The 24,523-nt window shown below is 70.5% G+C and carries 8 protein-coding genes and 1 pseudogene; 7 read left to right on the top strand and 2 right to left on the bottom strand.

Features of this window, described 5'->3' with window-relative positions:
- Nucleotides 1–249: 249 nt before the first annotated feature.
- The 3 genes and pseudogenes from VMT65_RS19015 to VMT65_RS19005 all read left to right on the top strand — a co-directional run.
- Nucleotides 250–15,129: pseudogene (locus VMT65_RS19015) on the top strand (amino acid adenylation domain-containing protein); the annotation flags it as partial.
- A 258-nt stretch (nucleotides 15,130–15,387) separates the two neighbouring features.
- Nucleotides 15,388–16,380 (top strand): alpha/beta hydrolase, encoded by a 993-nt coding sequence (locus VMT65_RS19010; RefSeq protein ID WP_326310297.1) that lies wholly within the window; start codon nucleotides 15,388–15,390, stop codon nucleotides 16,378–16,380.
- Nucleotides 16,381–16,510: 130 nt separating this feature from the next.
- On the top strand, nucleotides 16,511–17,761 hold the full coding sequence (locus VMT65_RS19005) for an Nramp family divalent metal transporter (protein WP_326309636.1): 1,251 nt from the start codon (nucleotides 16,511–16,513) through the stop codon (nucleotides 17,759–17,761).
- A 9-nt stretch (nucleotides 17,762–17,770) separates the two neighbouring features.
- Here VMT65_RS19005 and VMT65_RS19000 read toward each other — a convergent pair whose 3' ends face one another.
- Nucleotides 17,771–18,514 (bottom strand): enoyl-CoA hydratase-related protein, encoded by a 744-nt coding sequence (locus VMT65_RS19000; RefSeq protein ID WP_326309634.1) that lies wholly within the window; start codon nucleotides 18,512–18,514, stop codon nucleotides 17,771–17,773.
- Between the two features lie 231 nt (nucleotides 18,515–18,745).
- Between VMT65_RS19000 and VMT65_RS18995 the strand changes: the two genes are divergently transcribed.
- Nucleotides 18,746–19,996: a TetR/AcrR family transcriptional regulator gene (locus VMT65_RS18995; protein WP_326309633.1), complete on the top strand. Its 1,251-nt coding sequence runs from the start codon at nucleotides 18,746–18,748 to the stop codon at nucleotides 19,994–19,996.
- Nucleotides 19,997–20,015: 19 nt separating this feature from the next.
- Here VMT65_RS18995 and VMT65_RS18990 read toward each other — a convergent pair whose 3' ends face one another.
- Nucleotides 20,016–21,497, bottom strand: a complete 1,482-nt coding sequence (locus VMT65_RS18990; protein ID WP_326309632.1) for an aldehyde dehydrogenase family protein — start codon at nucleotides 21,495–21,497, stop codon at nucleotides 20,016–20,018.
- 328 nt (nucleotides 21,498–21,825) lie between these two features.
- On the opposite strand from VMT65_RS18990, the gene VMT65_RS18985 reads away from it, so the two are divergent.
- From VMT65_RS18985 to VMT65_RS18975, 3 genes are read left to right on the top strand one after another with little or no spacing between them, the layout of a single operon-like run.
- A complete protein-coding gene (locus VMT65_RS18985) occupies nucleotides 21,826–22,836 on the top strand; it encodes an ATP-binding cassette domain-containing protein (protein ID WP_326309630.1) in 1,011 nt (336 codons plus the stop codon).
- On the top strand, nucleotides 22,833–23,639 hold the full coding sequence (locus VMT65_RS18980; protein WP_326309629.1) for an ABC transporter permease: 807 nt from the start codon (nucleotides 22,833–22,835) through the stop codon (nucleotides 23,637–23,639). Before VMT65_RS18985 ends, VMT65_RS18980 begins: the two co-directional genes overlap by 4 nt.
- Entirely contained in the window at nucleotides 23,636–24,499 is an 864-nt protein-coding gene (locus VMT65_RS18975) for an ABC transporter permease (RefSeq protein ID WP_326309628.1), read from the top strand. Before VMT65_RS18980 ends, VMT65_RS18975 begins: the two co-directional genes overlap by 4 nt.
- Nucleotides 24,500–24,523 lie beyond the last annotated feature (24 nt).

Below are 24,523 nucleotides of genomic sequence, written 5' to 3'. Positions count from 1 at the left end.
ACTCCTTGAGGGACGCGCCGCGCGACCCCGCCCCGGGGTCGAGCACTCGGCCCCGCGAACGCGTGGTCGAGTAACGCGGCCTGCGTGAATCCGATGAAGGTTTTCGGTGCACACGGGCGGTCGAGCAATGACGGACAGGATGAGGGACAGCTGCATGATTCGGGTGGTCGGGGACCGGAAGAACGAGCTCGTGGCGGTAATGGCATGACCCGCACGGCTCGCGTACGCCCCACCCGGACCCGCCGCGGACCGGGCGTTCCGACGCTGCCGCAGCTGCTGGCCACGGCCGTCGAGGCGAATCCGGGCGGCACCGCCGTCGTCCTCGCCGACGCCGACGCCACCCGGACCGAACTCGGCTACGCCGAACTCGACGAGCGGTCGAACCGGCTGGCGCGCCTGCTCATCGCGCGCGGCATCGGTCCCGAGGATCTGGTCGCCGTCGGCATTCGCCGCTCGATCGAGTCCGTGGTGGCGGTCTGGGCGGTCGCCAAGACCGGCGCGGGGTTCGTCCCCGTCGACCCCAACTATCCGGCCGACCGCGTGCTGCACATGGTCGCCGACTCCCGGGCCGTGCTCGGCCTGACCGTCACCGACACCCGCTCGACCCTGCCGACCACCCTGCCCTGGCTGGAACTGGACACCGAGGAGATCGCGGCCGCGGCCCAGAGCTACCCGGCCGAACCGGTCACCAATGCCGACCGGGTGCGCCCGCTGCGCGCCGAGCACACCGCCTACGTCATCTACACCTCCGGCTCGACCGGCCTGCCCAAGGGTGTCGTGGTCACCCACACCGGCATCGCGGCGCTGACCGCGGAGATGCGCGAGCGCTTCGGCATCGGTCCGGAATCGCGGGTGCTGCACGTGGCCACGCCGTCGTTCGACGCCTCCATCATGGAACTGCTCATGGCGGTGGGCGCGGCGGCGACCATGGTCGTCACCGTGCCGGAGGTCTACGGCGGTGACGAACTGGGCCGCCTCATCGCGCGCGAGCGAGTGACGCACGGCCTGATCACGCCCTCGGTGCTGGCCTCGCTGGATCCCGACCAGCTCACCAGCATGGAGGCGATCGTCGGTGGCGGCGAGGCCATTTCGGCCGAGCTGGTGCGCCGCTGGGCCGGGGACGCGACCGGCCGCCGCCGCTTCCACAATGCCTACGGCCCGACCGAGGCGACCATCGCCACCAATATCTCCGACCCGCTCTCGCCGGAGCGACCGGTCACCATCGGCGCGGCCATTCGCGGGGCGACCGCGTACGTGCTGGACGAATTCCTGCGGCCGGTGCCGGTCGGCACACCCGGCGAGCTGTACATCGCCGGTGCGCTGCTGGCCCGCGGCTACCACGCGCGACCCGAGCTGACCGCCTCGCGCTTCGTGGCGAACCCGTTCGAGGACAACGGTTCCCGGCTCTATCGCACCGGTGATCTGGTGCGTGCCACTGTCGCCGGGGAACTGGAGTACGTGGGCCGCAACGACTTCCAGGTCAAGATTCGCGGGCTGCGCATCGAGCTGGGCGAGATCGACGCCGTGCTGGCCGGGCCGGACGCGGTGGACTTCGCGGTCACCGTCGGCCACGAGGTGAACGGCCGCGCCACCGCGCTGGTGTCGTACGTGCATGCCGCCCCGGGCTTTTCGATCGATACCGCCGAGCTGCTGGCCCGCGCCGAGCGGACGCTGCCCGCGCACATGGTGCCCGCCTCGATCATCGTGCTCGACGAGATTCCGCTGACCCCCGCGGGCAAGCTGGACCGCCGCGCCCTGCCCGAGCCGCAGCTCGAGGTCACCGAATACCGTGCGCCGCAGACCCCGGCGCAGCAGGCGGTGGCCGAGGTCATCGCCGAGGTGCTGCACCTGGATCGGGTGGGCCTCGACGACGACTTCTTCACCCTCGGCGTGGATTCCATCACCGCCATTCAGATCGTCTCGCGGGCCCGGGCCCGCGGCCTGGGCTTCAAGCCCAAGGAGATGTTCGCCGCCCGCACCGTGGCCGCCCTGGCCGAGCTCGCGGTGCCGGTCGAGAACGCCTCGGCCACCGAGGAACTCGCGACCGGGCCGCTGGTCGAGCTGTCGGCCGCCGACGAGGCGCGGCTGCGCGAGCGGTACCCGAGCATGTCCGAGGTGTGGCCGCTCACGCCGCTGCAGTCGGGCATGCTGTTCCACGCCCGGCTCGCCGAATCCTCCGTCGACGCCTACATGGTGCAGTTCGCGCTGGACCTGGCCGGTGAGATCGATGTGGCGCGCGTGCACGCCGCCGCGCAGGCCATGCTCGACCGGCATGTGAACCTGCGTGCCGTGTTCGCCGAGGACGGCGCGGGCAATCCGGTGCAGGTCGTGCTCGATGATGTCGAATTGCCGTGGCAGTACCTGGATCTCAGCGATCGGGTGCCCGCCGAGGCGGTCGCCGAGACCGACCGGCTGATGGCCTTCGACGTGGCCCGCCACTTCGACATGGGCACCGGCCCGCTGCTGCGCATGACCCTGTACCGGACCGCCGCGGATCGCTACCGCTTCTGCGTCACCAGCCACCACATCCTCATCGACGGCTGGTCGATGCCGCTGCTCATTCAGGACATGCTGCTGCTGTACGCGGCGGGCGGTGACGCGTCGGCGATTCCGGCCGTGCGGTCCTACCGCGACTACCTGGCCTGGCTGGCCGCCCGCGATCACGAGGCGGCGCGGGAGGCGTGGCGCGCGACCCTCGACGGTTTCACCGAGCCGACGCCGCTGGCCGCGGTCGACCCGTCGCGCGAAATCACCTCCGGCATCGGCGAAGTCGTCTTCCAGCTGTCCGAGGCCGACACCGCCGCGCTGACCAGGGTCGCGCACGAGGCGGGCGTGACGCTCAATACCGTGGTGCAGGCCGCGTGGGGTCTGCTCATCGGCCGTACCACCGACCGCGACGATGTGGTGTTCGGCGCCACCGTGTCCGGGCGTCCGCCGCAGCTGGCGGGCATCGAGACGATGATCGGCTTGTTCCTCAACGCCATTCCGGTGCGCGTGCGGCTGCATGCGGGCGACACCGTCGCCGATGTGCTGCGCGCGCTGCAGGACGAGCAGGCCGCCCTGCTCGACCACCACTACGTCGGACTCGGCGAGATTCAGGAAATCGCCGGTGTCGACGGGCTTTTCGACTCCATCGTGGTGTTCGCCTCCTTCCCGGTCGACGAGGAATCCCTCGACGACGCGGCCGCGCCCATCGACGGCGCGGGCATTCTCGGCGCGCATGCGACCAATGGCACCCATTACCCGCTCACGGTCATGGTGCAGCCGCGCGGTCGGGGCCTCAGCTTCGGCGTGAAGTACCTGCGCGACCTGTTCGAGGAGCAGGCGGCACAGGCCATCGCGCATCGACTCTCGGTGCTGCTGGGCCGCATTGCCGCCGATCCGCGGGCGCGGATCGCCGAGGTGGACGCGCTGCTCGACGCCGAGCGCCGCGAACTGGCCGCCGTCAATGCCACCGAAGTGCCGGAGCTGCTGGACGATTCGACGCTGCTGACGCTGTTCGACGCCCAGGTGGCGCGGACGCCGGACGCCGCGGCCGTGATCTACGGCCGCACCACCCTCACCTACGCCGAGCTCGACGCGCGCTCGCGCCGCCTCGCCCAGGAACTGACCCTGCGCGGGGTGGGCGCGGAATCCCGGGTGGCCGTGGCCATGCGCCGCGGCATCGACCTGGTGGTGGCCATCTACGCGGTGCTGCGCTCCGGCGGCGCGTACGTGCCGGTGGACCCGGACCATCCGGCCGAGCGCAACGAGTACGTGCTGGCCGGGTCCGCACCGGTGTGCGTGCTCACCCGCGCCGCCGACGACTTCGAAACCGCCTCGGGCGTACCGCTGTTCTTCGTCGACGCCCTCGCGGGCGCGGACTCGCTGGTCGAGGTGGCGCCCGCCGAGGTGCGGGCCGACAATGCCGCCTACGTCATCTACACCTCCGGCTCCACCGGCCGCCCCAAGGGCGTGGTGATCACGCACCGGCAGATGGCCAACCAGTTCCGGTGGGCCCAGCGCACCTACCCGCACCGGCCCGGCGATGTGGTGCTGCACAAGACGCCCATCACCTTCGACATCTCCACCTGGGAGCTGTTCTGGCCGTTGCAGACCGGTGCGGCCGTGGTCATCGCCGAGCCCGACGGGCACCGCGACCCGGCCTACATCGCGAGCGTCATCGACGAATACGCGGTCACCTCGGTGCATTTCGTGCCGTCCATGCTCGACGCCTACCTCGACGGTCCCGCAGCTCTCGAAGCGCACCCCGCTCGGCGGCATCCCTCGCTGCGCTGGGTGTTCGCCGCCGGCGAGGCGCTGTCCGCCGAGAGCGCCGCGAAATTCGCCGCCGCGCTGCCGGATACGACCCTGGTGAACTGGTACGGCCCCGCCGAGGCCACCGTGGTCACCGCGCACCCGGCCGAGCGCGCCCACGGCGTCGCGGTGCCGATCGGCGGCCCGGTCGCCAATACCCGGGTGCTGGTGCTGGATCGGCAGCTGCGGCCGGTGCCGTTCGGCGCGGCCGGTGAACTCTATGTCGCCGGTGTGCAATTGGCGCGCGGCTACCTGGGCGCGCCCGCGCTCACCGCCGAACGCTTCGTCGCCCACGCGGGCGGGCAGCGGTTGTACCGCACCGGTGACGTCGTGCGCTGGGTCGCCGACGACAGTGTCGGACCCGACGGCTCCGCCGTCACCGGACACGCCCTGGAATACCTGGGCCGCAGCGACTTCCAGGTCAAGCTGCGCGGCCAGCGCATCGAACTCGGCGAGATCGAGACCGTGCTGCTGTCGCACGAGGCCGTGCACCGAGCCGCCGTCACGCTGGTGCGCGCCGCCACCGGCGACCGCCTCGTCGCCTATGTGGTGCTCGAGGAGGGCGCGTCGGTCACCGACGCCGATCTGCTCGCGCACACCCGCGAATCCGTGCCGTCGTACATGGTGCCCTCGGCCGTGGTGCGGCTGGATGCCATGCCGCTCAACGCCTCCGGCAAGCTGGACCGCAAGGCCCTGCCGGTGCCGGAGTTCCAGGCCCGCGAATACCGTGAGCCCGCCACCGCCGCCGAGCGCACCGTCGCCGAGGTATTCGCCACCGTGCTGCGGCTCGAGCGGGTCGGCGCGGACGACGACTTCTTCGAACTGGGCGGCAACTCGCTCAATGCCACCCAGGTGGTGGCCCGGCTGGGCGCCGCCCTCGGCGCGCGTGTGCCGGTGCGCGCCCTGTTCGAGACGCCCGTCGTCGCCGAACTCGCGAAATCCCTGGGCGCGCTGGCCGATACGGGTGTCGCCCCGTTGCGGCCCATGCCGCGGCCGGAGCTGATCCCGCTGTCCTACGCGCAGCAGCGCATGTGGTTCCTCAACCGCCTGGACACCGAGTCGGCCACCTACAACCTGCCCATCGCCCTGCGCATCACCGGTCCGCTGGACGTGTCCGCCCTGCGCGACGCCGTCGCCGATCTGGTGGCGCGGCACGAGGTGCTGCGCACCATCTACCCCGAGCACCGGGGTGTCGGGCACCAGGTGGTGCTGCCCGTCGACGCCGCCGACGCCATGCCGACGCTGCTGGTCGCCGAGGTCACCGAGGCCGAAGTGGCGCAGGTGGTTTCGGAGGTCGCCTTCGCGCCCTTCGATGTGACGGCGGCCCCGCCGCTGCGGCTGCGGCTGCTGAGCCTGGGCGCGCAGGACCACGTGCTGGTGTGCGTGGTCCACCACATCGCCGGTGACGGTTTCTCCGCCGGGCCGCTCACCCGCGACCTCATCACCGCCTACCTGGGCCGCCTGCAGGGTCGCGCACCCGACTGGTCGCCGCTGCCGGTGCAGTACGCCGACTACGCGCTGTGGCAGCGCGAAAGCCTCGGCGACGAGCGCGATTCCGGCTCCGTGCTGGCCCGCCAGTTCGACTACTGGCGCGCCACCCTGGCCGGGCTGCCCGATCAGCTGGAGCTGCCCACCGACCGGCCCCGCCCGGCGGTGGCCTCCGGCCGCGGCGCGGTGCACACCTTCGATATCGACCCGCACGTGCACGCCGCGCTGAACCGTGTTGCGCAGCAGCACAATACGACCCTGTTCATGGTGCTGCACGCCGCCTTCGCGGTGCTGCTGGCACGGGTGTCCGGCACCCGCGACATCGCCATCGGCGCACCCATCGCCGGTCGCGGCGAGGCCGCCCTGGACGAGCTCATCGGCATGTTCGTCAACACCCTGGTGCTGCGCACCGAGGTGGACCCGCAGGCCAGCTTCACCGAACTGCTGGCGGCCGTGCGGCGGACCGACCTGGCCGCCTTCGAACACGCCGACGCCCCGTTCGAACGCATTGTGGAACTGCTGGATCCGCCGCGCTCGCAGGCCCGGCACCCGCTGTTCCAGGTATCCATGACGCTGCAGAACATGGCCCCGGCGGTCTTCGAACTGCCCGGCGTCACCGTCTCCGACGTCGACCTGACCGTGCCGGTGGCCAAGTTCGACCTGGATCTGACCCTGGTCGAGCGCACCACCGCCGACGGTGTGGCACAGGGCATTTCGGCCGGGTTCACCTACGCCACCGACCTGTTCGACGCCGACTCCATGGACCGGCTGGCCGAGCGCCTGCGCCGGACCCTGGTCGCGGTCGCCACCCATCCCGAGCGGGCCGTCGGCGACTTCGACCTGCTGGCCGTGGACGAACGCCAGCGCGTGCTCTCCGACTGGAACGCCACCACCGTCGACATCGCCGCCGGGCTGCCGCGCGCCGCCACCTCGACGCTGGTGTCGCTGTTCGAGATCCAGGCCCTGCGCACCCCCGACGCGGTCGCGCTGATCAGCGGTGGGGAGCGGCTCACCTACGCCGAGTTCGCCGCCCGCGTGCACCGGCTGGCCCGCCGCCTCATCGCCGCCGGCGTCGGCCCGGAATCACTGGTGGCCGTGCACATTCGGCGCTCGGTCGACTTCGTGACCGCCATCTACGCCGTGGTGACCGCCGGTGGCGCGTACGTGCCGGTGGATCCCGATCAGCCCGCCGAGCGACTCGCGCACGTGCTCGACACCGCGAACCCGGTGTGCGTGCTGACCACCTCGCGCGATGCCTTCGACGCCGGGGACTACCCGGTGCTCGAGGTCGACACCGCCATCCTGGCGGGCTTCTCCGACCACCCGGTCAGCGATGTGGAACGCCGCGCGCCGCTGCACCCGCAGCATCCGGCGTACGTCATCTTCACCTCCGGTTCGACCGGAAAGCCCAAGGGCGTCAGCGTCTCCCACGCCGCCATCGTCAATCAGATGACGTGGATGCAGGCCGAGTACCAGCTCACGCCCGCGGACGTCTACCTGCAGAAGACCCCCAGCACCTTCGACGTCTCGCTGTGGGGCTACTTCATGCCGCTGCGGGTCGGCGCGACGCTGCTGCTCGCCTCCCCGGACGGGCATCGGGATCCGGCCTACCTCACCGATCTCATCGAGCAGTACGGCGTCACCGTCACCGATTTCGTGCCCTCGATGCTGAGTGTCTTCGCCGCGCAGGGCAATCCGGAGCGGCTGCGCACCGCGCTGCGGTCGCTGCGGCAGGTGTACGTGATCGGCGAGGCGCTGCCCGCCGAGACCGTGCGCGCCTACGGTGCGGTCAGCGACGCGGAACTGCACAATCTCTACGGCCCCACCGAGGCCGCGGTGTCCATCACCTTCCGCGAGGTCACCGGCGAAGTCGACCGCATCGTCATGCCGATCGGCGCCCCGGAGTGGAACAGCCGGGTCTACGTACTGGATTCGCGCCTGCACCCGACACCGCCGGGTGTGGCGGGCGAGCTCTACCTGGCCGGAGTGCAGTTGGCGCGCGGCTATGTGGCGCGCCCGGACCTGACCGCGGATCGTTTCGTGGCCAACCCGTTCGGCCGCCGCGGCGAGCGCATGTACCGCACCGGCGACCTGGTGCGCTGGGACCACAGCGGCGACACCGCCGAACTGGTGTACCTGGGCCGCACCGACTTCCAGGTGAAGTTCCGCGGCCAGCGCATCGAACTCAGCGAGATCGAGGCCGCGCTCACCGCGCACGACTCGGTCAGCCAGGCCGTGGTGGTGCTGCATTCGGCCGAGCACACCGGCGACATGCTGGCCGCCTACGTGGTGCCCGCCGCGGGCGAGGTGGACCGCGAGGCGCTGCGCGAACACCTGGCCGCACGATTGCCCTCGTACATGGTGCCGTCGGCGATCGTGGTGCTGGCGGAGTTCCCGCTCAACACCTCCGGCAAGCTGGATCGCAAGGCCCTGCCCGCACCGACGTTCGAGGCGCGGGCCTTCCGCGCCCCGGTCTCGGCCACCGAGCAGATCGTCGCGGCCGTCTTCACCGAGCTGCTCGGCCTCGGCCAGCCGGTCGGCCTGGACGACGACTTCTTCGCCCTCGGCGGCAATTCGCTGGTGGCCACCCAGGTGGTGGCCCGGCTCGGCGCGGCCCTCGACACCCGCGTCCCGGTGCGCCTGCTCTTCGACGCGCCGATGGTGCAGACCCTGGCCGCCGTGCTGGAATCGGCCACCGGCGGCGCCCGCGTCCCCGCCCTGGTGGCCGGTCCGCGCCCGGACCGGATTCCGTTGTCCTCGGCGCAGCAGCGCATGTGGTTCCTCAACCGCTTCGACACCGAATCGGCGGCCTACAACATTCCCGCCGCGGTCCGGCTCTCCGGCGCGCTGAACGTGGACGCGCTGCGCGCCGCCGTCGCGGATGTCGTTGCCCGCCACGAGATCCTGCGCACCATCTACCCCGAGGCCGACGGTGGTCCGGTCCAGGTGGTGCTCGCGGCCACCGACGCCACGCCCGAACTCGAGGTCCGGGAGGTCACCTCGGACGAGGTCGCGGGTGCGGTGCACGCGGTGGCATCGCAGCTGTTCGACGTCACCACCCAGGTGCCGCTGCGCATCACCCTGTTCGAGATCACCGACGCGCCTTCGGAATACGTGCTGGCCCTGGTGATCCACCACATCTCCGGCGACGGTTCCTCGGTCACCCCGCTGACCCGGGACCTCATGCTGGCCTACGCCGCCCGCTCGCTGGGCAGCGCGCCCGCCTGGCAGCCGCTGCCCGTGCAGTACGCCGACTACGCCATCTGGCAGCGCGCCCTGCTCGGCGACGAGCACGATCCGGAATCGTTGGCCGCCAAGCAGATCGGCTACTGGAAGCAGGCGCTGGCCGGGCTGCCCGACCAGCTCGACCTGCCCTCGGACCGGCCGCGCCCGGCCGTGCAGTCCTTCCACGGCGGGCGCGTCGACCTCGACATCGACGCCGAAACCCACCGCGCCCTGGCCGAACTGGCGCGCCGGGAGGGCGCGACCCTGTTCATGGTCGTGCACACCGCGTTGGCGGTGCTGCTGGCCCGGCTCTCGGGCACCGACGACATCGCCATCGGCACCCCGATCGCGGGCCGCGGCGAGGAACTGCTGGACGAGCTCATCGGCATGTTCGTCAACACCCTGGTCTTCCGGACCCGGGTGGACGCGGACGCGAGCTTCACCGACCTGCTGGCCCGGCAGCGCGAAACCGATCTCGCTGCCTTCGCGCACGCCGATGTCCCCTTCGAGCGGCTGGTCGAGGTGCTCAACCCGGTGCGCTCCACCGCCCGGCATCCGCTGTTCCAGGTCGGCCTGTCCTTCCAGAACCACAGCCAGGCGGCGCTCGAGCTGCCGGATCTGACCGTCGCGGGGCTGGAGATCGACACCGAACTGTCGCAGTTCGATCTGCACCTGATCGCGGCCGACCGGTACACCGAGACCGGTGAGCCCGCTGGCATCGTCGGCGGGTTCACCTATGCCACGGCACTGTTCGACAAGGCGACCGTCGAAGGCTTCGTGGCACGCTTCGTGCGCCTGCTCACCCGCGTGGCCGCCGCACCCGCCACCCCGGTCGGCGACGTCGAGCTGCTCGCCGTCGACGAGCGGGCCCGAATCCTCGGCACCTGGAACGAGACTCGCCACGACGTGGACACCCGCGCCACGCTGGCGACCCTGCTCGACCGGACCGTGCGCGACCACGGCGACCGGACCGCGGTGAGCGCGGACGGCGCGGGCGAACTCACCTACGCCGAACTCGACGCCCGCGTGAACCGGCTCGCCCGCGAGCTCATCGCGCGCGGCATCGGGCCGGAAGACCGGGTGGCCCTGGCCATTCGCCGCTCCACCGACCTGGTCGTGGCGATGTACGCGGTCACCAAGTCCGGTGCCGCCTATGTGCCGATCGACCCCGACCAGGCCGCCGAGCGGGTGGCCTACATCCTCGACACGGCCGCGCCCGCGTGCGTGCTCACCACCTCCCGCGACGGCTTCGAGATGCCGCCGCTCGAGGTGCTGCGCATCGACGAACTGGACCTGTCGGAGTTCCCGGCCGAGCCGGTCACCGATGCCGAGCGGGTGCGGGCGTTGACCGCCGCGAACACCGCGTATGTCATCTTCACCTCCGGTTCGACCGGTCGGCCCAAGGGTGTGGCCGTGCCACACGGCGCGGTGGTGAACCAGTTGCTGTGGAAGACCGCGGAATTCGGGCTCGGCGTCGACGACGCGGTGCTGCTGAAGACCGCCGCCACCTTCGACCTGTCGGTGTGGGAATTCTGGTCCGCCGCCGCGTGCGGCGGCCGACTGGTCATCGCCGAGGCCGACGGCCACCGCGACCCGGTGTACCTGAACGCGCTCATGGCGCGCGCCGCGGTGACCGTGCTGCACACCGTGCCCTCCATGCTGGACGCCCTACTGGCCGAATCGAATTCGGCCGCCGGGCTGGGCGCGCTGCGACGCGTGCTGGCCATCGGCGAGGCGCTGCCGGGCGCGCTGGCGCAGAAGTTCCGTGCCGCGCTCCCGACCGTCGAGCTGTTCAACCTGTACGGGCCCACCGAGGCCGCGGTGTCGATCACCAATCACGCGGTCACCGACGCCGACCGCCTCGCGGTGCCCATCGGCGCGCCCGAATGGAACAGCCGCGTCTACGTGCTCGACGCCCGGCTGCGGCCGGTGCCCGTCGGTGTGCCCGGCGAGCTGTACCTGTCCGGTGCGCAGTTGGCGCGCGGCTACTTCGGCCGCCCGGACCTCACCGCGGACCGCTTCGTGGCCGACCCGTTCGGCACCGGCGAGCGCATGTACCGCACCGGCGACCTGGTCGCGTGGAACGCCGACGGCGAGCTGGAATACCGGGGCCGCACCGACTTCCAGGTGAAGATCCGCGGCTTCCGCATCGAACTCGGCGAGATCGAGGCCGCGCTGTTGGCGCTGCCGCAGATCGCGCAGACCGCGGTGCTGGCCCGCTCCGACGAGCGCACCGGCGACCGGTTGGTCGCCTACCTGGTGCCGACGGGCGTGGATGTGGATGTGGCGCAGGTGAAGTCGGAGCTGTCGGCGGCACTGCCGTCCTACATGGTGCCGTCGGCGTTCGTGGTGCTGGCGGCCCTGCCGCTCAACGCCAATGGCAAACTGGACCGCGCCGCGTTGCCGGATCCCGAGTTCAAGGCCGCCGAATTCCGGTCCCCGGCAACGGATCTGGAGCAGACCGTGGCCGACGCCTTCGGTGACGTGCTCGGCGTCGACCGGGTCGGCGCGGACGACGACTTCTTCGCCCTCGGCGGCAATTCGCTGCTGGCCACCCAGGTCGCCAGCCGCCTGCGCGCGCTGACCGGCGCCGAGGTCCGGGTGGCGTGGTTCTTCACCGCGCCCACCGTCGCCGGACTGGCCACCCAGATCCTGGCCGCCCTCGAGGGCGAACACGACTACGACTCGAACTCCGAAGCGGGCCTGCAGGTCGTGCTGCCGATTCGGGCCACGGGCACCCGGACGCCGATCTTCTGCGCCCCGCCCATGTCCGGAATGTCGTGGACCTACGCCGGTTTGACGCGCTTCCTCCCCGAGGATCAGCCGCTGTACGGTCTGCAGTCGCCCGCCCTCACCGAGGCGGACTGGGACCCGAACTCGCTCGACGACATGGCGCGCCGCTATGCCGCCGAAATGCGGGCCATCCAACCCGAAGGCCCGTACCGGGTGCTCGGCTACTCGCTCGGCGGCAACCTGGCCCAGGCCATCGCCGCCGAACTGCAGGCCACCGGAGATCGCGTCGACCTGCTCGTCATCCTGGACGCCTACCCCGGCGCGGCGGCCGATTTCCGCACCGCCATCCTCGACGAGTTCGCCACCATCGGCGTCGGCCCCGAGGCATTCCCCGACGGCGACCTGCACAACCTCAGCGAGGAGGCGCTGGCCGCGCTGCACGCCGCCGTCCCGGCGGACCTGGGCGTGCTCACCCTGGACCGCCTGCGCCGCATCTACCGCGGCGCGGTGCGCAGCCTGGAGCTGGAAAACGAGTACCGGCCACGGCATTTCGACGGCCGGGTCGAGCTGTTCCGCGCCGAGTTCCGCAGTGCCGGTGTGCCGCAGGACAAGTCGGCCGCCGACTGGCGGCCCTACGTCGGCGGCACCGTCGAGGAATTCGCCGTCCCGGGCACACACCAGATGATGACCACCCCCGCCTCCCTCGCGATCATCGGACCGGTGCTGGCCACCCTCATCGACCGCGCCGACGCCGCCCCGGGCGACATGTCGGATTCGGCTGCCGCGCACCGCCTATCGGATACCGCCGTCAGCGGTGGGTCGATGCCCGCCGTCAGTGTGTCCGACCTCGACGAGAACGGTGCGATGAACGAACCCGGTGACACCCTGCCCGCGCTCATGGCCGCCGCCGTCGCGGCGAACCGGGACGGGGCGGCGATCGTGATTCGCGGTCGCGCCTTCACCTACGCGCAGCTGGACGGCGAATCCTCCCGACTGGCACGGCTGCTCATCGACCGCGGCGCGGGACCCGACACCCGGGTGGCGATCGTGCTGCCGCGGTCGGTGGCGCTGGTGCTCGCGGTCTGGGCGGTCGCCAAGTCCGGCGCGGCCATTGTCGCGGTGGATCCCGCGCACGCGGGCCGCGTCCGCGACAGCGGTGCCACACTGGGCCTGACCCTGAGCGCCGCCCTGGGCGCGCTGCCGCCGCTGACGGGCGGCAACGACTGGCTCGTGGTCGACGATCCGCGCATCGGCGCGGAGGTCGGATCCCTTTCCGACGCACCGATCACCGTCGCCGACCGCCGCGCACCCGTCACCTCCGACGGGCCGGCCTGGATCGACTTCCCGGCCGACCGGTACGGGGAAGTGGTGCTCAGCCACGCGGATCTGCACGCCATCGCCGCCCGGGCCCGCCGCTCCGGCATCACCCGCGCGGCACGCGCCCTGTACCTCGCGGCGGCCGACTCCGATCTGTCGCCGCTGGAACCGCTGCTGCCGCTCGGGTCGGCCGCCACCCTGGTGGTCGCCCAGCACCGGGCGTACACGACACCGGAACTCACCGACCTGATGACGCGCGAGGGCGTGACCCACGCCGTCATCACCGCCGACATCCGGGTCGGCCTGTACACCCCGGCCCTCCCGGCCGAGGTGATCGCCGCCGGGAACCTGACGGCCGAGCCCGTGATGGAGGTCGACTGGGCCACCACCCAGGTCCTGCCGGTCATCAAGCCCGAGGAGCTGGCGCGGGCCGTGAAACTGCACGACCCGGAGCCCGCCGCCGACCCCGAGCCGACCGAACCCGAGGCCGCGAGCTCGTGGCCGGATTCGTCCGTGGCTCAGTCGGATTCGGGTTCGGATTCGATTGCCGACCACCAGGGTGTGGTGGACGATATCGCAGGGTCCGGAACGGTCGACCCCGAGCCGGAACCGGAGCCCGCCGCGGCAGCCGAGTCTGCCGTTGCACCCGAGCCCTTCGGGGATCCGGTGCCGGTCGCCCCGGTGGAACCGCCTGCCGCGCACCGTGCCCCGGTGCTCCCGCTCGCGCAGGGCCCGAGACTCAGTGCCGTGGGCGAGGTTTCACCGCTGCCCGCCGGTGCCATGAGCCTGCTCGAGGTGGAGCCCTCCGGCATCTGGGTGCGCGCCATCACCCTCGATATCGCCGCGGGCATCTCCGGCACCCGGGTGCGTCGCTCGGTGGCCACCCTGCTGGACCGGCATCCCGGCCTGTGGGCCCGCCTGCGCCGCGACGGCGACTCGGTGGCCCTCGACATTCCGGCGCAGCAGCCGCGCGGCGCGGCCGTGGTGTGGCAGATCGACCCGAACGTGGAGGCCGTCGGCGACCCCATCGAGGCCGTGATCCACGCCGCCGCAGCCGAATTGGACCCCGAGAAGGGGTACAACATGCGCTTCGTGCTGGTCGAGAACGTGGCGGGCTCCGGTTCCGGCTCGGGGGCGGACGATCCGGAGGACCGTCCCGCGGCCGTGCTGGTGGTGGTCGCCAATGGTCTGGTGGTCGACGACACCTCGTGGCGCACCGTCATCGAGGACCTCACCGCCTCCTGGTCCGGCGGCCACGCCACCCCGCCCAGTGCCGACGCGCATCCGCTCGGCATTGCCCGCGCCCTGGCCGAACGCGCCCTCGACGCCGACACCGTCGACGAATTGGCCTGGTGGCGAAAGGCGCTCGCCGAGGTGTCGGAGGGCGTGTCCCCGGAGCGGGTGCTCGGCGCCGCCGATTCCGGTGGCCGCGGCCGCGTGTCGGTCTCCATCACCGGCGAGGGCGCGGCGGCCGTCGACGCCGTCGCCCGGCGCTACGGCGCGACCATCGACGATGTGCTGCTGGCGGCACTGGCCGCGACCCTGCTCGACCCGGACGCCGAATACCTGCGCGACACACTGGGTTCGGTGGTGCGCCTGAACGCCGACGGCCGCGTCGCCGGTGACCGGGCCGGGCTGCGCACCGTCGGCGCGTTCAGCACCGCCTACCCGTTCCCGCTGCGCCTCGAGGGTCTCGACCTCGCCGAGGTGCGCGGCGGCGGACCCGGCGCGGGCACGGTGATCGAACAGATCCGGGACCGGCTGCGCGAAGTGCCCTCGCAGGGTGTCGGTTTCGGTTTGCTGCGGCACCTGAATCCGGAGGCCGTCGCGGAGATCGCGGTGCTGCCGGTGGGCCGCATCGGTTTCCGCTACCGCGATCTGCGCCCGGCCCGGGTCTACCCGGAACCGGTCGCCGACGACCTGTACCTGGACGTCACCGTCGACACCAGCCAGGACGGGTTGATCGCCCGCTTCGATTTCGTCGGCGCGGTCCTCGGCCTCGAGCAGGTCAAACATCTCGTGGAGGGTTGGGTGCAAGCCCTGGGCGGGCTGGCCGAACACGGGCGCTGATCCGGCGACGCGCGGCGGGGCGCTGCTCTCGCCGCGCGACCGGGTCGTAACATTGACCGCTGTTGCGGCGACAGGATAGGCCGTATGGTCTGTCGGGGTTGGTATGCCACTGGAATATCCGGGCCGCGGGGTCGCCGACCAGCTGAATTCGACACGAGATGAAGGTGTGAGACATTGATTCGTCGACATGTCCGGAATGGGCGGCGCGGGGTGCGAGCCGCGGCCTTCCTCGCCGCCACCGCGGTTCTGACCGGCCTCATGACCGGAGTCGGCGGCGGTAGCGCCTCGGCCGACCCGATCATCGACGGGAAGAAGCTGCTGGCGGATCCGGTGTCGGCGGATGGTTCCAAGATCACCAAGGCCGAGATGAAGGACGAGCGGAACATTCGGCTCTACGTCTACTCCGCGGCCATGGGCGCCACCTACCCGGTCGATGTGCAGCGGCCCGCCGACGCCTCGGTCCCGCGCCCGACCCTCTACCTGCTCAATGGCGCGGGCGGCGGTCAGGACGACGCCTCCTGGGTCAAGAAGACCAATATCGTCAACGGCTTCCTCGGCGACAAGAACGTCAATGTCGTGCAGCCCATCGGCGGCAAGTGGTCCTACTACCAGGACTGGGACAATGACGATCCGGTCCTGGGCCGCAACAAGTGGACCACCTTCTTCACCGAGGAACTGCCCCCGCTGATCGACGCCGCCCTCGGCACCAATGGCGTCAACGCCACCGCGGGCATCTCCACCTCCGGCACCACCGTGCTGACCCTCGCCGAGGCCAAGCCGGATCTGTACAAGTCCGTCGCCGCCTACTCCGGCTGCGCGCAGATGGCCGACCCGCAGGGTCAGGAGTTCATGCGCCTGACCGTCGAGACCTGGGGCGGCGGCAAGCTCGAGAACATGTACGGTCCCTCGGATTCGCCGGAGTGGGCGGCCCACGACCCGGTCATCAATGCCGAGAAGCTGCGTGGCATCAACCTCTACATCTCCTCCGGCAGCGGTCTGCCCGGCCAGTACGACACCCTCAACGGTCCCTACGCCCTGCCCGGCGCGTACGGCCTGGCCAACCAGATCCTCATCGGCGGCGTGATCGAGGCGGGCACCAACTACTGCAGCCACAACCTCGCCAACAAGCTGAACTCCCTGGGCATCCCGGCCACCTACAACTTCCGGGCCACCGGCACCCACTCGTGGGGCTACTGGAACGACGAGTTCATCAACTCCTGGCCGGTCCTGGCCCAGGGCTTGGGCATCTAACCAAAAGTTCACGCGCGCAAAGCATGACGGCCCGGCACCGGAAAGGTGCCGGGCCGCTGCCGTTATGGGTAAGGTCACAGCTTGGTCGGTTGGGCTAAACAAAAAGTTTGGCCACCCGTAAACTTGAGGGGTGAGCACCAGCGTCGCCGAGAGAACCAGCCCGTTTCAGCGAGCGCGGTCGGCCACGCTCTTACTCGGGCCCGCCTTCGTCGCGGCCATCGCGTATGTCGATCCGGGCAATGTGGCGTCCAATATCAGCGCGGGCGCGCGGTACGGCTACCTGTTGGTGTGGGTCATCGTCATGGCCAACGTCATGGCCGGGCTGGTGCAGTTCCTGTCCGCGAAACTGGGCCTGGTCACCGGTAGGTCCCTGCCGGAAGTGGTGCGGGAGAAGGCGAGTCGGCCGATCCGGGTGGCCTATTGGGCCCAGGCCGAAACCGTCGCCGTGGCAACGGATCTGGCCGAGGTGGTCGGCGGCGCGATCGCACTGAACCTGCTGTTCGGACTGCCGCTCATGCTCGGCGGCGTCATCACCGGCATCGTCTCGCTGTTCCTGCTGATGATCCAGAACCGGCGCGGGCAGCAGCCCTTCGAACGCGTCATCACCGGGCTGCTCGGCGTGATCGCCATCGGATTCCTTGCCTCCGTGTTCATTTCACCGCCCTCGGCCTCGGGAGCCGTGGGTGGCCTGGTGCCGCGGTTCGAGGGTGCGGGCAGCGTGCTGTTGGCCGCCGCCATGATCGGCGCGACCGTCATGCCGCACGTCGTCTACCTGCACTCGGGCATGGCCCGCGACCGGCACGGGCATCCGGAGGCGGGCGCGCCGCGAAAGCGCCTGCTGCGCATCACCCGCTACGACGTCGGCCTGGCCATGCTGTTGGCGGGCGCGGTGAACCTGGCCATGCTGCTCATGGCCGCCAGCACGCTGCGCGGTCGCGACGGCGTGGACACCATCGAGGGCGCGCACGCGGCGGTGCAGCAGGTCCTCGGCCCGGTGGCCGGCCTGCTGCTCGCGGTCGGGCTGCTCGCCTCGGGGCTGGCGTCGACCTCGGTGGGCGCGTACGCGGGGGCCATGATCATGCAGGGCCTGCTGCACCGGCACATTCCGCTGGTGGTGCGCCGCGTCGTCACCCTGATCCCCGCGCTGGCGGTGCTGGCGCTGGGCGTCGATCCCACTCGCGCACTGATCATTTCGCAGGTGGTGCTGTCCTTCGGCATCCCGTTCGCGCTGATTCCACTGGTCCGCTTCACCAGCGACCGCGGCCTCATGGGCTCGAACGTCAACCACCGCATCACCACCGGCCTGGCCTGGCTGGTGGCCGCGGTCATCACCGCGCTCAATATCGTGCTGATCTACCTCACGGCCACCGGAAAGAGCTGAGCCGCCGGGTTATTCGGCGAAGACGGCCTTGCGCTTCTGCAGCATGGCCGCCGCGCCCTCGGCGAAATCGGCGGAGTCGAGCAGCTCGCACTGCCCCGTCTTCTCGGCGGCCAGGGTGAGGTCGAGCGTGGACAGCGACGCCACATTCAGCGCCCGCTTGGTCAGTTCCAGGGCGCGGCGCGGGCCGTGGGCGAGCTTGGCCGTGGCCGACTCCACCTTGGCGTCCAGGTCCGCGTCGGGGTAGACGCCCGCGATCAGGCCGTGCTCGAGGGCCTTTCGGGCCGGAAGCCGTTCGCCCAGCAGCGCCATCTCGGCCGCCAGCGGGCGACCGGCCGCCGCGGCCACCATGGCCGCCGCCCCGCCGTCGGGCATGAGACCGATATTGATGAAGGCCAGCAGCAGGTAGGAGTCCTCGGACAGATAGGTCAGGTCGGCGGCCAGCGCGATGGCCACCCCGATACCCGCGGCCGAACCCTTGACCCGGGCGATGACCGGGATCGGGGCGTCGACGATCGACTTGACCATGGCGTTGGCCCCGTCCAGGATCATCTCGTTCGTGATGCCGCGTGCGTTGTAGTCGTCCGTGGCCGACAGATCCGCGCCCGTGCAGAAGTCGTTGCCCTCCCCGGTCACCACGATGACCCGGATGGCCGGGTTCGCCGAGGCCGCGCGGACGGTGTCGCCGAGGCCGACCATGGTGTCGTAGGTGATCGCGTTCTTGCGCTTGGGATTGGTGAGGGTAATCCGCAGCACCCGCCCGTCCACAATCGCGGTGTAACCGTCCGTGGTCGCGATGTCTGGCCCACCCGTCGCCCCACCACCGCCCCTGTTGGAATCGCTCCGCGATGCAGCATTCATTTGGGCTCCCAGATATATCTGCGGCGGCGATGCCGCGAACAATGTTTCGCATTGCGAATTGTGGTTAACTTAAGGTCGTTCGTCCGGCACTGTCAACAGCCGGTGTCATCGAGAAGGAGAAACTGTATGGTCGCCGATCGCAGCGAGGCAGCCCTCGCTTCCGTGCGACCGGACGGTCAATCCGCGTCCACCGACGGCGAGGCCGGTCCCCGGCGCCGCCCCAAGAACCGCAAGGCCCAAATCGTGCGGGTAGCGGCGCGAGCCTTCGCCGAACGCGGCTATCACCCGGTCGGTGTGGACGAGATCGCCGCCGAGGTCGGCATCTCCGGCCCGGCGCTCTACCGCCACTTCACCAATAAGTACGCGCTGCTGGTGGCCGCCGCCGAAATGGGCGCACAGCAGTTGCTGGACGCCGCCAAGGCCGCCGACAATCCCGAATTGGAACCGGAACCGCGACTCACCGCGCTGATCCGCGGCATTGCCGAGTACACCATCGACGTGCGCCGCGAGGGCGGGCTGTACCGGTGGGAGCGGCGGTATCTGGAGCGCGCGGACCGGGCCCGGATCCGCGTCGTCTACACCGAGCTGCACGACACCCTGGCCGCCGCCATCGCCGAGCTGTACCCGGACGCCGATCCGGCCGACACCCAGCTGCGCGCGGCCGCGGTGCTCAGCGCCATCGGCTCCATCACCGCCCACCGCACCGCGCTGTCCACCACCCGGCTGGTCAATCTGATCACCGAGATCTGCTGGGACATCCTGCGCACCGAGCTGCCGCCCGCGCCCGCACCCGTCACCGGGGACCCGATCGTGCGCGGCCTGCCGGTCATCTCCAAGCGGGAGCAGTTGCTCACCGAGGCCATTCGCATCTTCGGGCGGCAGGGCTACCACGAGGCCAGCATCGAGGAGATCGGCGCGGCCGCGGGCATCAACGCCTCGAGCGTGTACCGCTACTTCGCCAGCAAGGCCGACCTGCTGGCCGCCGCGTTCAACCGCACCGGCGAGCGGGTGGCCATCGCCAACAACGAGGCGCTGGCCGAGGCCACCAGCCGCGCGGACGCGGCCGTGCGCATCGCGGACCGCTTCTCCCGCATGACCTTCGCCATGCCGGAGATCCTGCCGGTCTACTTCTCCGAATTCTCCAATCTGCCCGCCTCCGAACAGCATCGGCTGCGCTCGGTCCAGCGGCAGAACGTCCTGGAGTGGGCCAACCTGCTCGACGGCGACCAGGTCGAGGCGCGCTTCCGCGTCCACGCCGCCATCGCCCAGGTCATCGACGTCGGCCGCCGCATCCGCTTCGACGGGCGTCCGGAGAACCTGGCCCGGGTCAGCGCGCTCATGCGTTCGGTGCTGCTGGGCGCGTCGGCCGCCGAATGATCCGGGGCGGCAGCGGGTTTCAGACCCGGTGCCGCAGGCGGAACAGAGCGCGGGCCACGCGCAGGCGGCGCGGGTGCTTGTCGAAGGTGCCCAGGGTGATCTGGTCGGGCGGGTGCTTCTCGGTAATCGTCTGGGGGCGGGCGAATTCGCGCAGGGTCTGCGGGTCGCGGATGCGGCCGGGGCCGTTGACGCCGTAGACCGGGGCCGAATTGACGGTGACGAGTTCGCTGCGCAACTGCGCGGCGAACGCCGGGACGCTGCGCACGTCGCGCGTGAAAACGGCTACGGTGCGCGGTTTTTCGGCGGCATTGACCCGCTCGGCGGCCTCGTCCATGGTGGCCACGCGATTGACCACCAGCACCGGGCCGACGGCCTCGCCGGTGACCGCGGTGCTCACCTCCGGGACCTCGGTGAGCACGATCGGCTCGATATAGGGCTCGCGAATCGACTCCAGGCTGCCGACCACGAGCCGACCGCCGCGGGTGACCGCATCGCGAACCTGGCGGCGCACCACATCGATTCGGCTGTCCAGGGTCATCGGTCCGTAGGAGGCGCGGCGATCCGCGCCCGGCCGCAGCCGCCGAGCCTGATCGGCGACCAGCTCGAGGAACGGCTCGTACACCGACTCGGCCACGTACACGCACTGCACGCCCGCGGGCTGCTGACCCGAATTCGCCATCGCGCCATAGACGGCCGCCGCCGCGGCCGCGTCGAGCTTGGCGTCGACCTGCACCACCATGGATCCGCGGCCGCCCGGCTCGACGACCAGGGGAGTGGACGATTGCGCGGCCAGCGCGGTCACCTCCCGCGCACCCGCGCGCGAGCCCGCGTAGGCCAGCTTGTCCACGTGGGCGCGGCACAGCGCGGCGGCGGTCGAGCTGTCGCCCGTGACCACCTGCAGCACAGGCTGATTCGGGGCCAGGTGGTTCCAGGTGTCGGCCAGCCACGCGCCGACGCCCGGGGTCAGCTCGCTGGGCTTGAACACCACCGCATTGCCCGAGGCCATCGCGCCCGCGATCGAATTCATCGGGGTGAGAACGGGATTGTGCCAGGGACCCAGCACGCCGACCACGCCCAGCGGCAGATAGCCGACGGTGCCGGTGGGCGCGCGGCGCAGCGTCGCGCTCAGGCGGCGGGTGCGGCCCAGCGTCCGCTCGGCATGGCGCGCAACCCAATCCAGGTGTTCCACCGCCAATGTCACCTCGAGCGCCGCGTCCAGGCGCGGCTTGCCGGTCTCGCTCGAGATCAGTTCGACCAGATCGCGGGTGCCGCGGGCCAGGCTGCGCTTCCAATCCAGCAGCCAGCGCTTGCGTCCGTCGAATCCCAGTGCGGCCCACCATTGTTCGGCGCTGCGCGCGGACCGGACGGTACGGGTCACCTCGCCCGCGCCCATGCTGGCGTACTCGCCCACGACCTCCCCGGTACGCGGATCGTAGGACGTCAACAACTTGGAACGGCCCGCGCCGGCGCGCCCTGTTGTCGGCTGCGCCGACTCGGCCATGGTCAACCTCTCGTGGCCTGTGAATATCTCTCCCCGCCAAAAGACTATGGTTCGAGTCGCAGATGCGACAAGGTAGCGAAATCGCCGCATACCGGCCGGTCTGCGCCGGGAGCAGCGGCTATTCGGGAACCCATCGGTTTGTGACCAAGCGCACAGTTTGGAAATCGCTGCTTCGGCTAAGAAACACCCGCTCTTCGGATGCGCCGGTAACATCACGCCCGGCGGTGTGGATCATCCCTGCGGGCAATAGCAACCTTGTCCCGGAGATGTGGGGACCCGCCGCAATGGGGCGACATCGTTCAGCCCGACAGCCGATAGTGGAGAGTTGATGCCCAGCTTGGACAGACCGGAACCCGCAGCACCCGACGATCCGGCCGTTTACGTCGAAGACGTCCGCAAGTCCTTCGGCGACGTGCACGCGCTGCAGGGAATCAGCTTCACCGCCGCCCGCGGCCAGGTGCTCGGCATTCTCGGGCCCAACGGGGCGGGCAAGACCACCACGGTGAAGATCCTGTCCACCCTGCTGCGCCCCGACTCCGGCATCGCCCGCATCGCCGGACACGATGTCCGCGCCGATCCCGCCGCCGTCCGCCGGTCCATCATGATGACCGGCCAGTACGCGGCCCTCGACGAAAACCTCTCCGGCCGTGAGAACCTCGAGCTCTTCGGCCGCCTCATGGGCCTGCCCCGCAAGGCCGCCCGCCAGCGCGCCGACAACCTGCTCGAGGAATTCGACCTCACCGGCGCGGGCCGCCGCGCGGTGCGCCACTACTCCGGCGGCATGCGCCGCCGCGTCGACATCGCCTGCGGTCTGGTGGTCCGGCCCGAGGTGGTGTTCCTCGACGAACCCACCACCGGCCTGGATCCGCGTTCGCGCCAAGGCGTCTGGGACCTGGTCACCGCGCTCAAGAATCAGGGCATCACGGTCCTGCTGACCACGCAGTACCTCGAAGAGGCCGACGTCCTCAGCGACAACATCATCGTCATCGACAAGGGCACGGTCATCGCGGAGGGCACCGCGGACGCGCTCAAGGAGAAGACCGGCGGCAGCTACTGCGAGGTCGTGCCGCTGGACCCCAAGCAGCTGACCACCGCCGCCGACGCGCTCGGCGATCTGGTGCCCGAGGCGGTCCGCGCCGAACTCGCGGGCTCCGACCGGCTTTCGATCCCGGCCCCGGAGGGCGCGGTCACGCTGTCGGAGGCACTGCGCCGACTCGACAGCGCCGGGGTGCGGCTCGCCGACATCGGCCTGCGCCGCCCCTCGCTCGACGACGTGTTCCTCACCCTCACCGGACACTCCGGGACCAAGGAAACCGCGCAGCCGGAAGGCGCGGCATGACCGCCGCGGCCGAGGGCGTCGACCTCTTCGCCGGCGTACCGCCCGCCCGGCCCAACAACTTCGCGCAGTGGCGCGCGCTGACCGGACGCATCGTCTGGGTCATGGCCACCAAGGGCGAACTCGTCGTGGCGGTCATCGTGCCGCTGGTCTTCACCCTCGGCTTCTACCTGCCGCTGAAGTACGTCATGCAGTTCCAGGGCATCAACTACGCCCAGTTCGTCATGCCGATCATCGTGCTGCAGACCATGTCCTTCACCATGATGTCGAACGCGCAGCTGGCCGCGTTCGAGGCCATGACCGGACTCAACACCCGCATGCAGACCATGCCCATCGGCACCATGGTGCCGCTGCTGTCGCGGCTGTCCGCCGGATTCGTGCGCTCGGTCGTCTCGCTCATCGCGGCGCTGGGCTGGGGGCACCTGATCGGCTTCCGGTTCGTCGCCGGATGGGGACAGGCCGTGCTTTTCTGCGTGTTCTCCCTCGCCGTCGGCACCATTCTGGCCATCGGCGCGGACGGGCTCGGGTCACTGACCAAGAGCCCCGAATCCCTGAGCCAGGCGCTGACCCTGCCCACCCTCATCTTCGGCATGCTGTCGTGTGGCTTCGTGCCCGAGGCCGGATTCCCGGCGTGGGTGCGGCCCTTCGTGCGCAACCAGCCGATCTCGCAGTTCTCCTTCGCGCTGCGCGATATGGCCCAGCACGGGGTGAGCTGGCATGTGCTGTGGGTGCCGCTGGTGTGGTTGATCGGCGCGGCGGTCGTGTTCACACCGTTCGCGGTCTGGGCGAGTGTGAGGCGATCATGAGTGGCGCGGTGACGACCGAAGTGACCGAACGGGATTCGTGGGCGGGACATCAGCCGCTGCCGGTGGTGCAGGCGCGGTCGGAGCGCTCGTTCGCGGTCTGGGTGGAACAGAGCGGGATTCAGTGCAAGCGCATGCTCATGGGCTGGATGCGCGACCCCTCGACCACCATTCAGACGCTGGTCTACCCGGCGGCCACGCTGATCATGTTCCGGATCGTGCTCGGCGACTCCATCCACAAGGCCATCCAGGAGCCCGCGATCTACGGCTTCGTGCCCCTGGTCATGCTGGTGGCCGCCATGTCCGGATCCATCGTGAGCGCACTCGGATTCAAGGTCGAGAAGGCCAGCGGACTGCTCGGCCGGTTCCACACCATGCCGGTCCACCGCGCGGCCGGGCTGACCGGACGCCTGCTGGCCGAGGCCATCCGCGTGCTCATCACCTCGCTGTTCGTGCTCGTGGTCGGGCTGTGCCTGGGCTTCCGGTTCTGGTACGGGCCCGCCGCATCGATTGCCATGCTGGCGATTCCGATCCTGTTCGCCATCGGCTTCGCGGTCATGGTGACGGCGCTGGCCACGCTCACCGAGGGCGTCATGCTGGTGTCTATCATCGGCATCGTCAACACCCTGCTGATGTTCTTCAACTCCGGATTCGTGCCGGTCTTCGCCTACCCGGTGTGGCTGCAGAAGACGGTGCAGAACCAGCCCATGAGCACCGCCATCGACGCCATGAAGGGGCTGTCCTACGACGGGCCCATCGCGACGCCGCTGTGGAAGACGCTGGCCTGGAGCCTCGGCATGATCGTGGTGTTCGCCTATCCGGCGGTGCGCGGCTACCGGCGGGCGGCGGAAACCGGAGCGTAGCTCGGCCCGAAAATTCGCCTGGTG

It is taken from the genome of Nocardia sp. CDC153, from assembly GCF_035818515.1.
Lineage (GTDB): Bacteria > Actinomycetota > Actinomycetes > Mycobacteriales > Mycobacteriaceae > Nocardia.
Note: the sequence above shows the minus strand (reverse complement) of the source record. Positions and strands in the feature narration are given on the sequence as shown.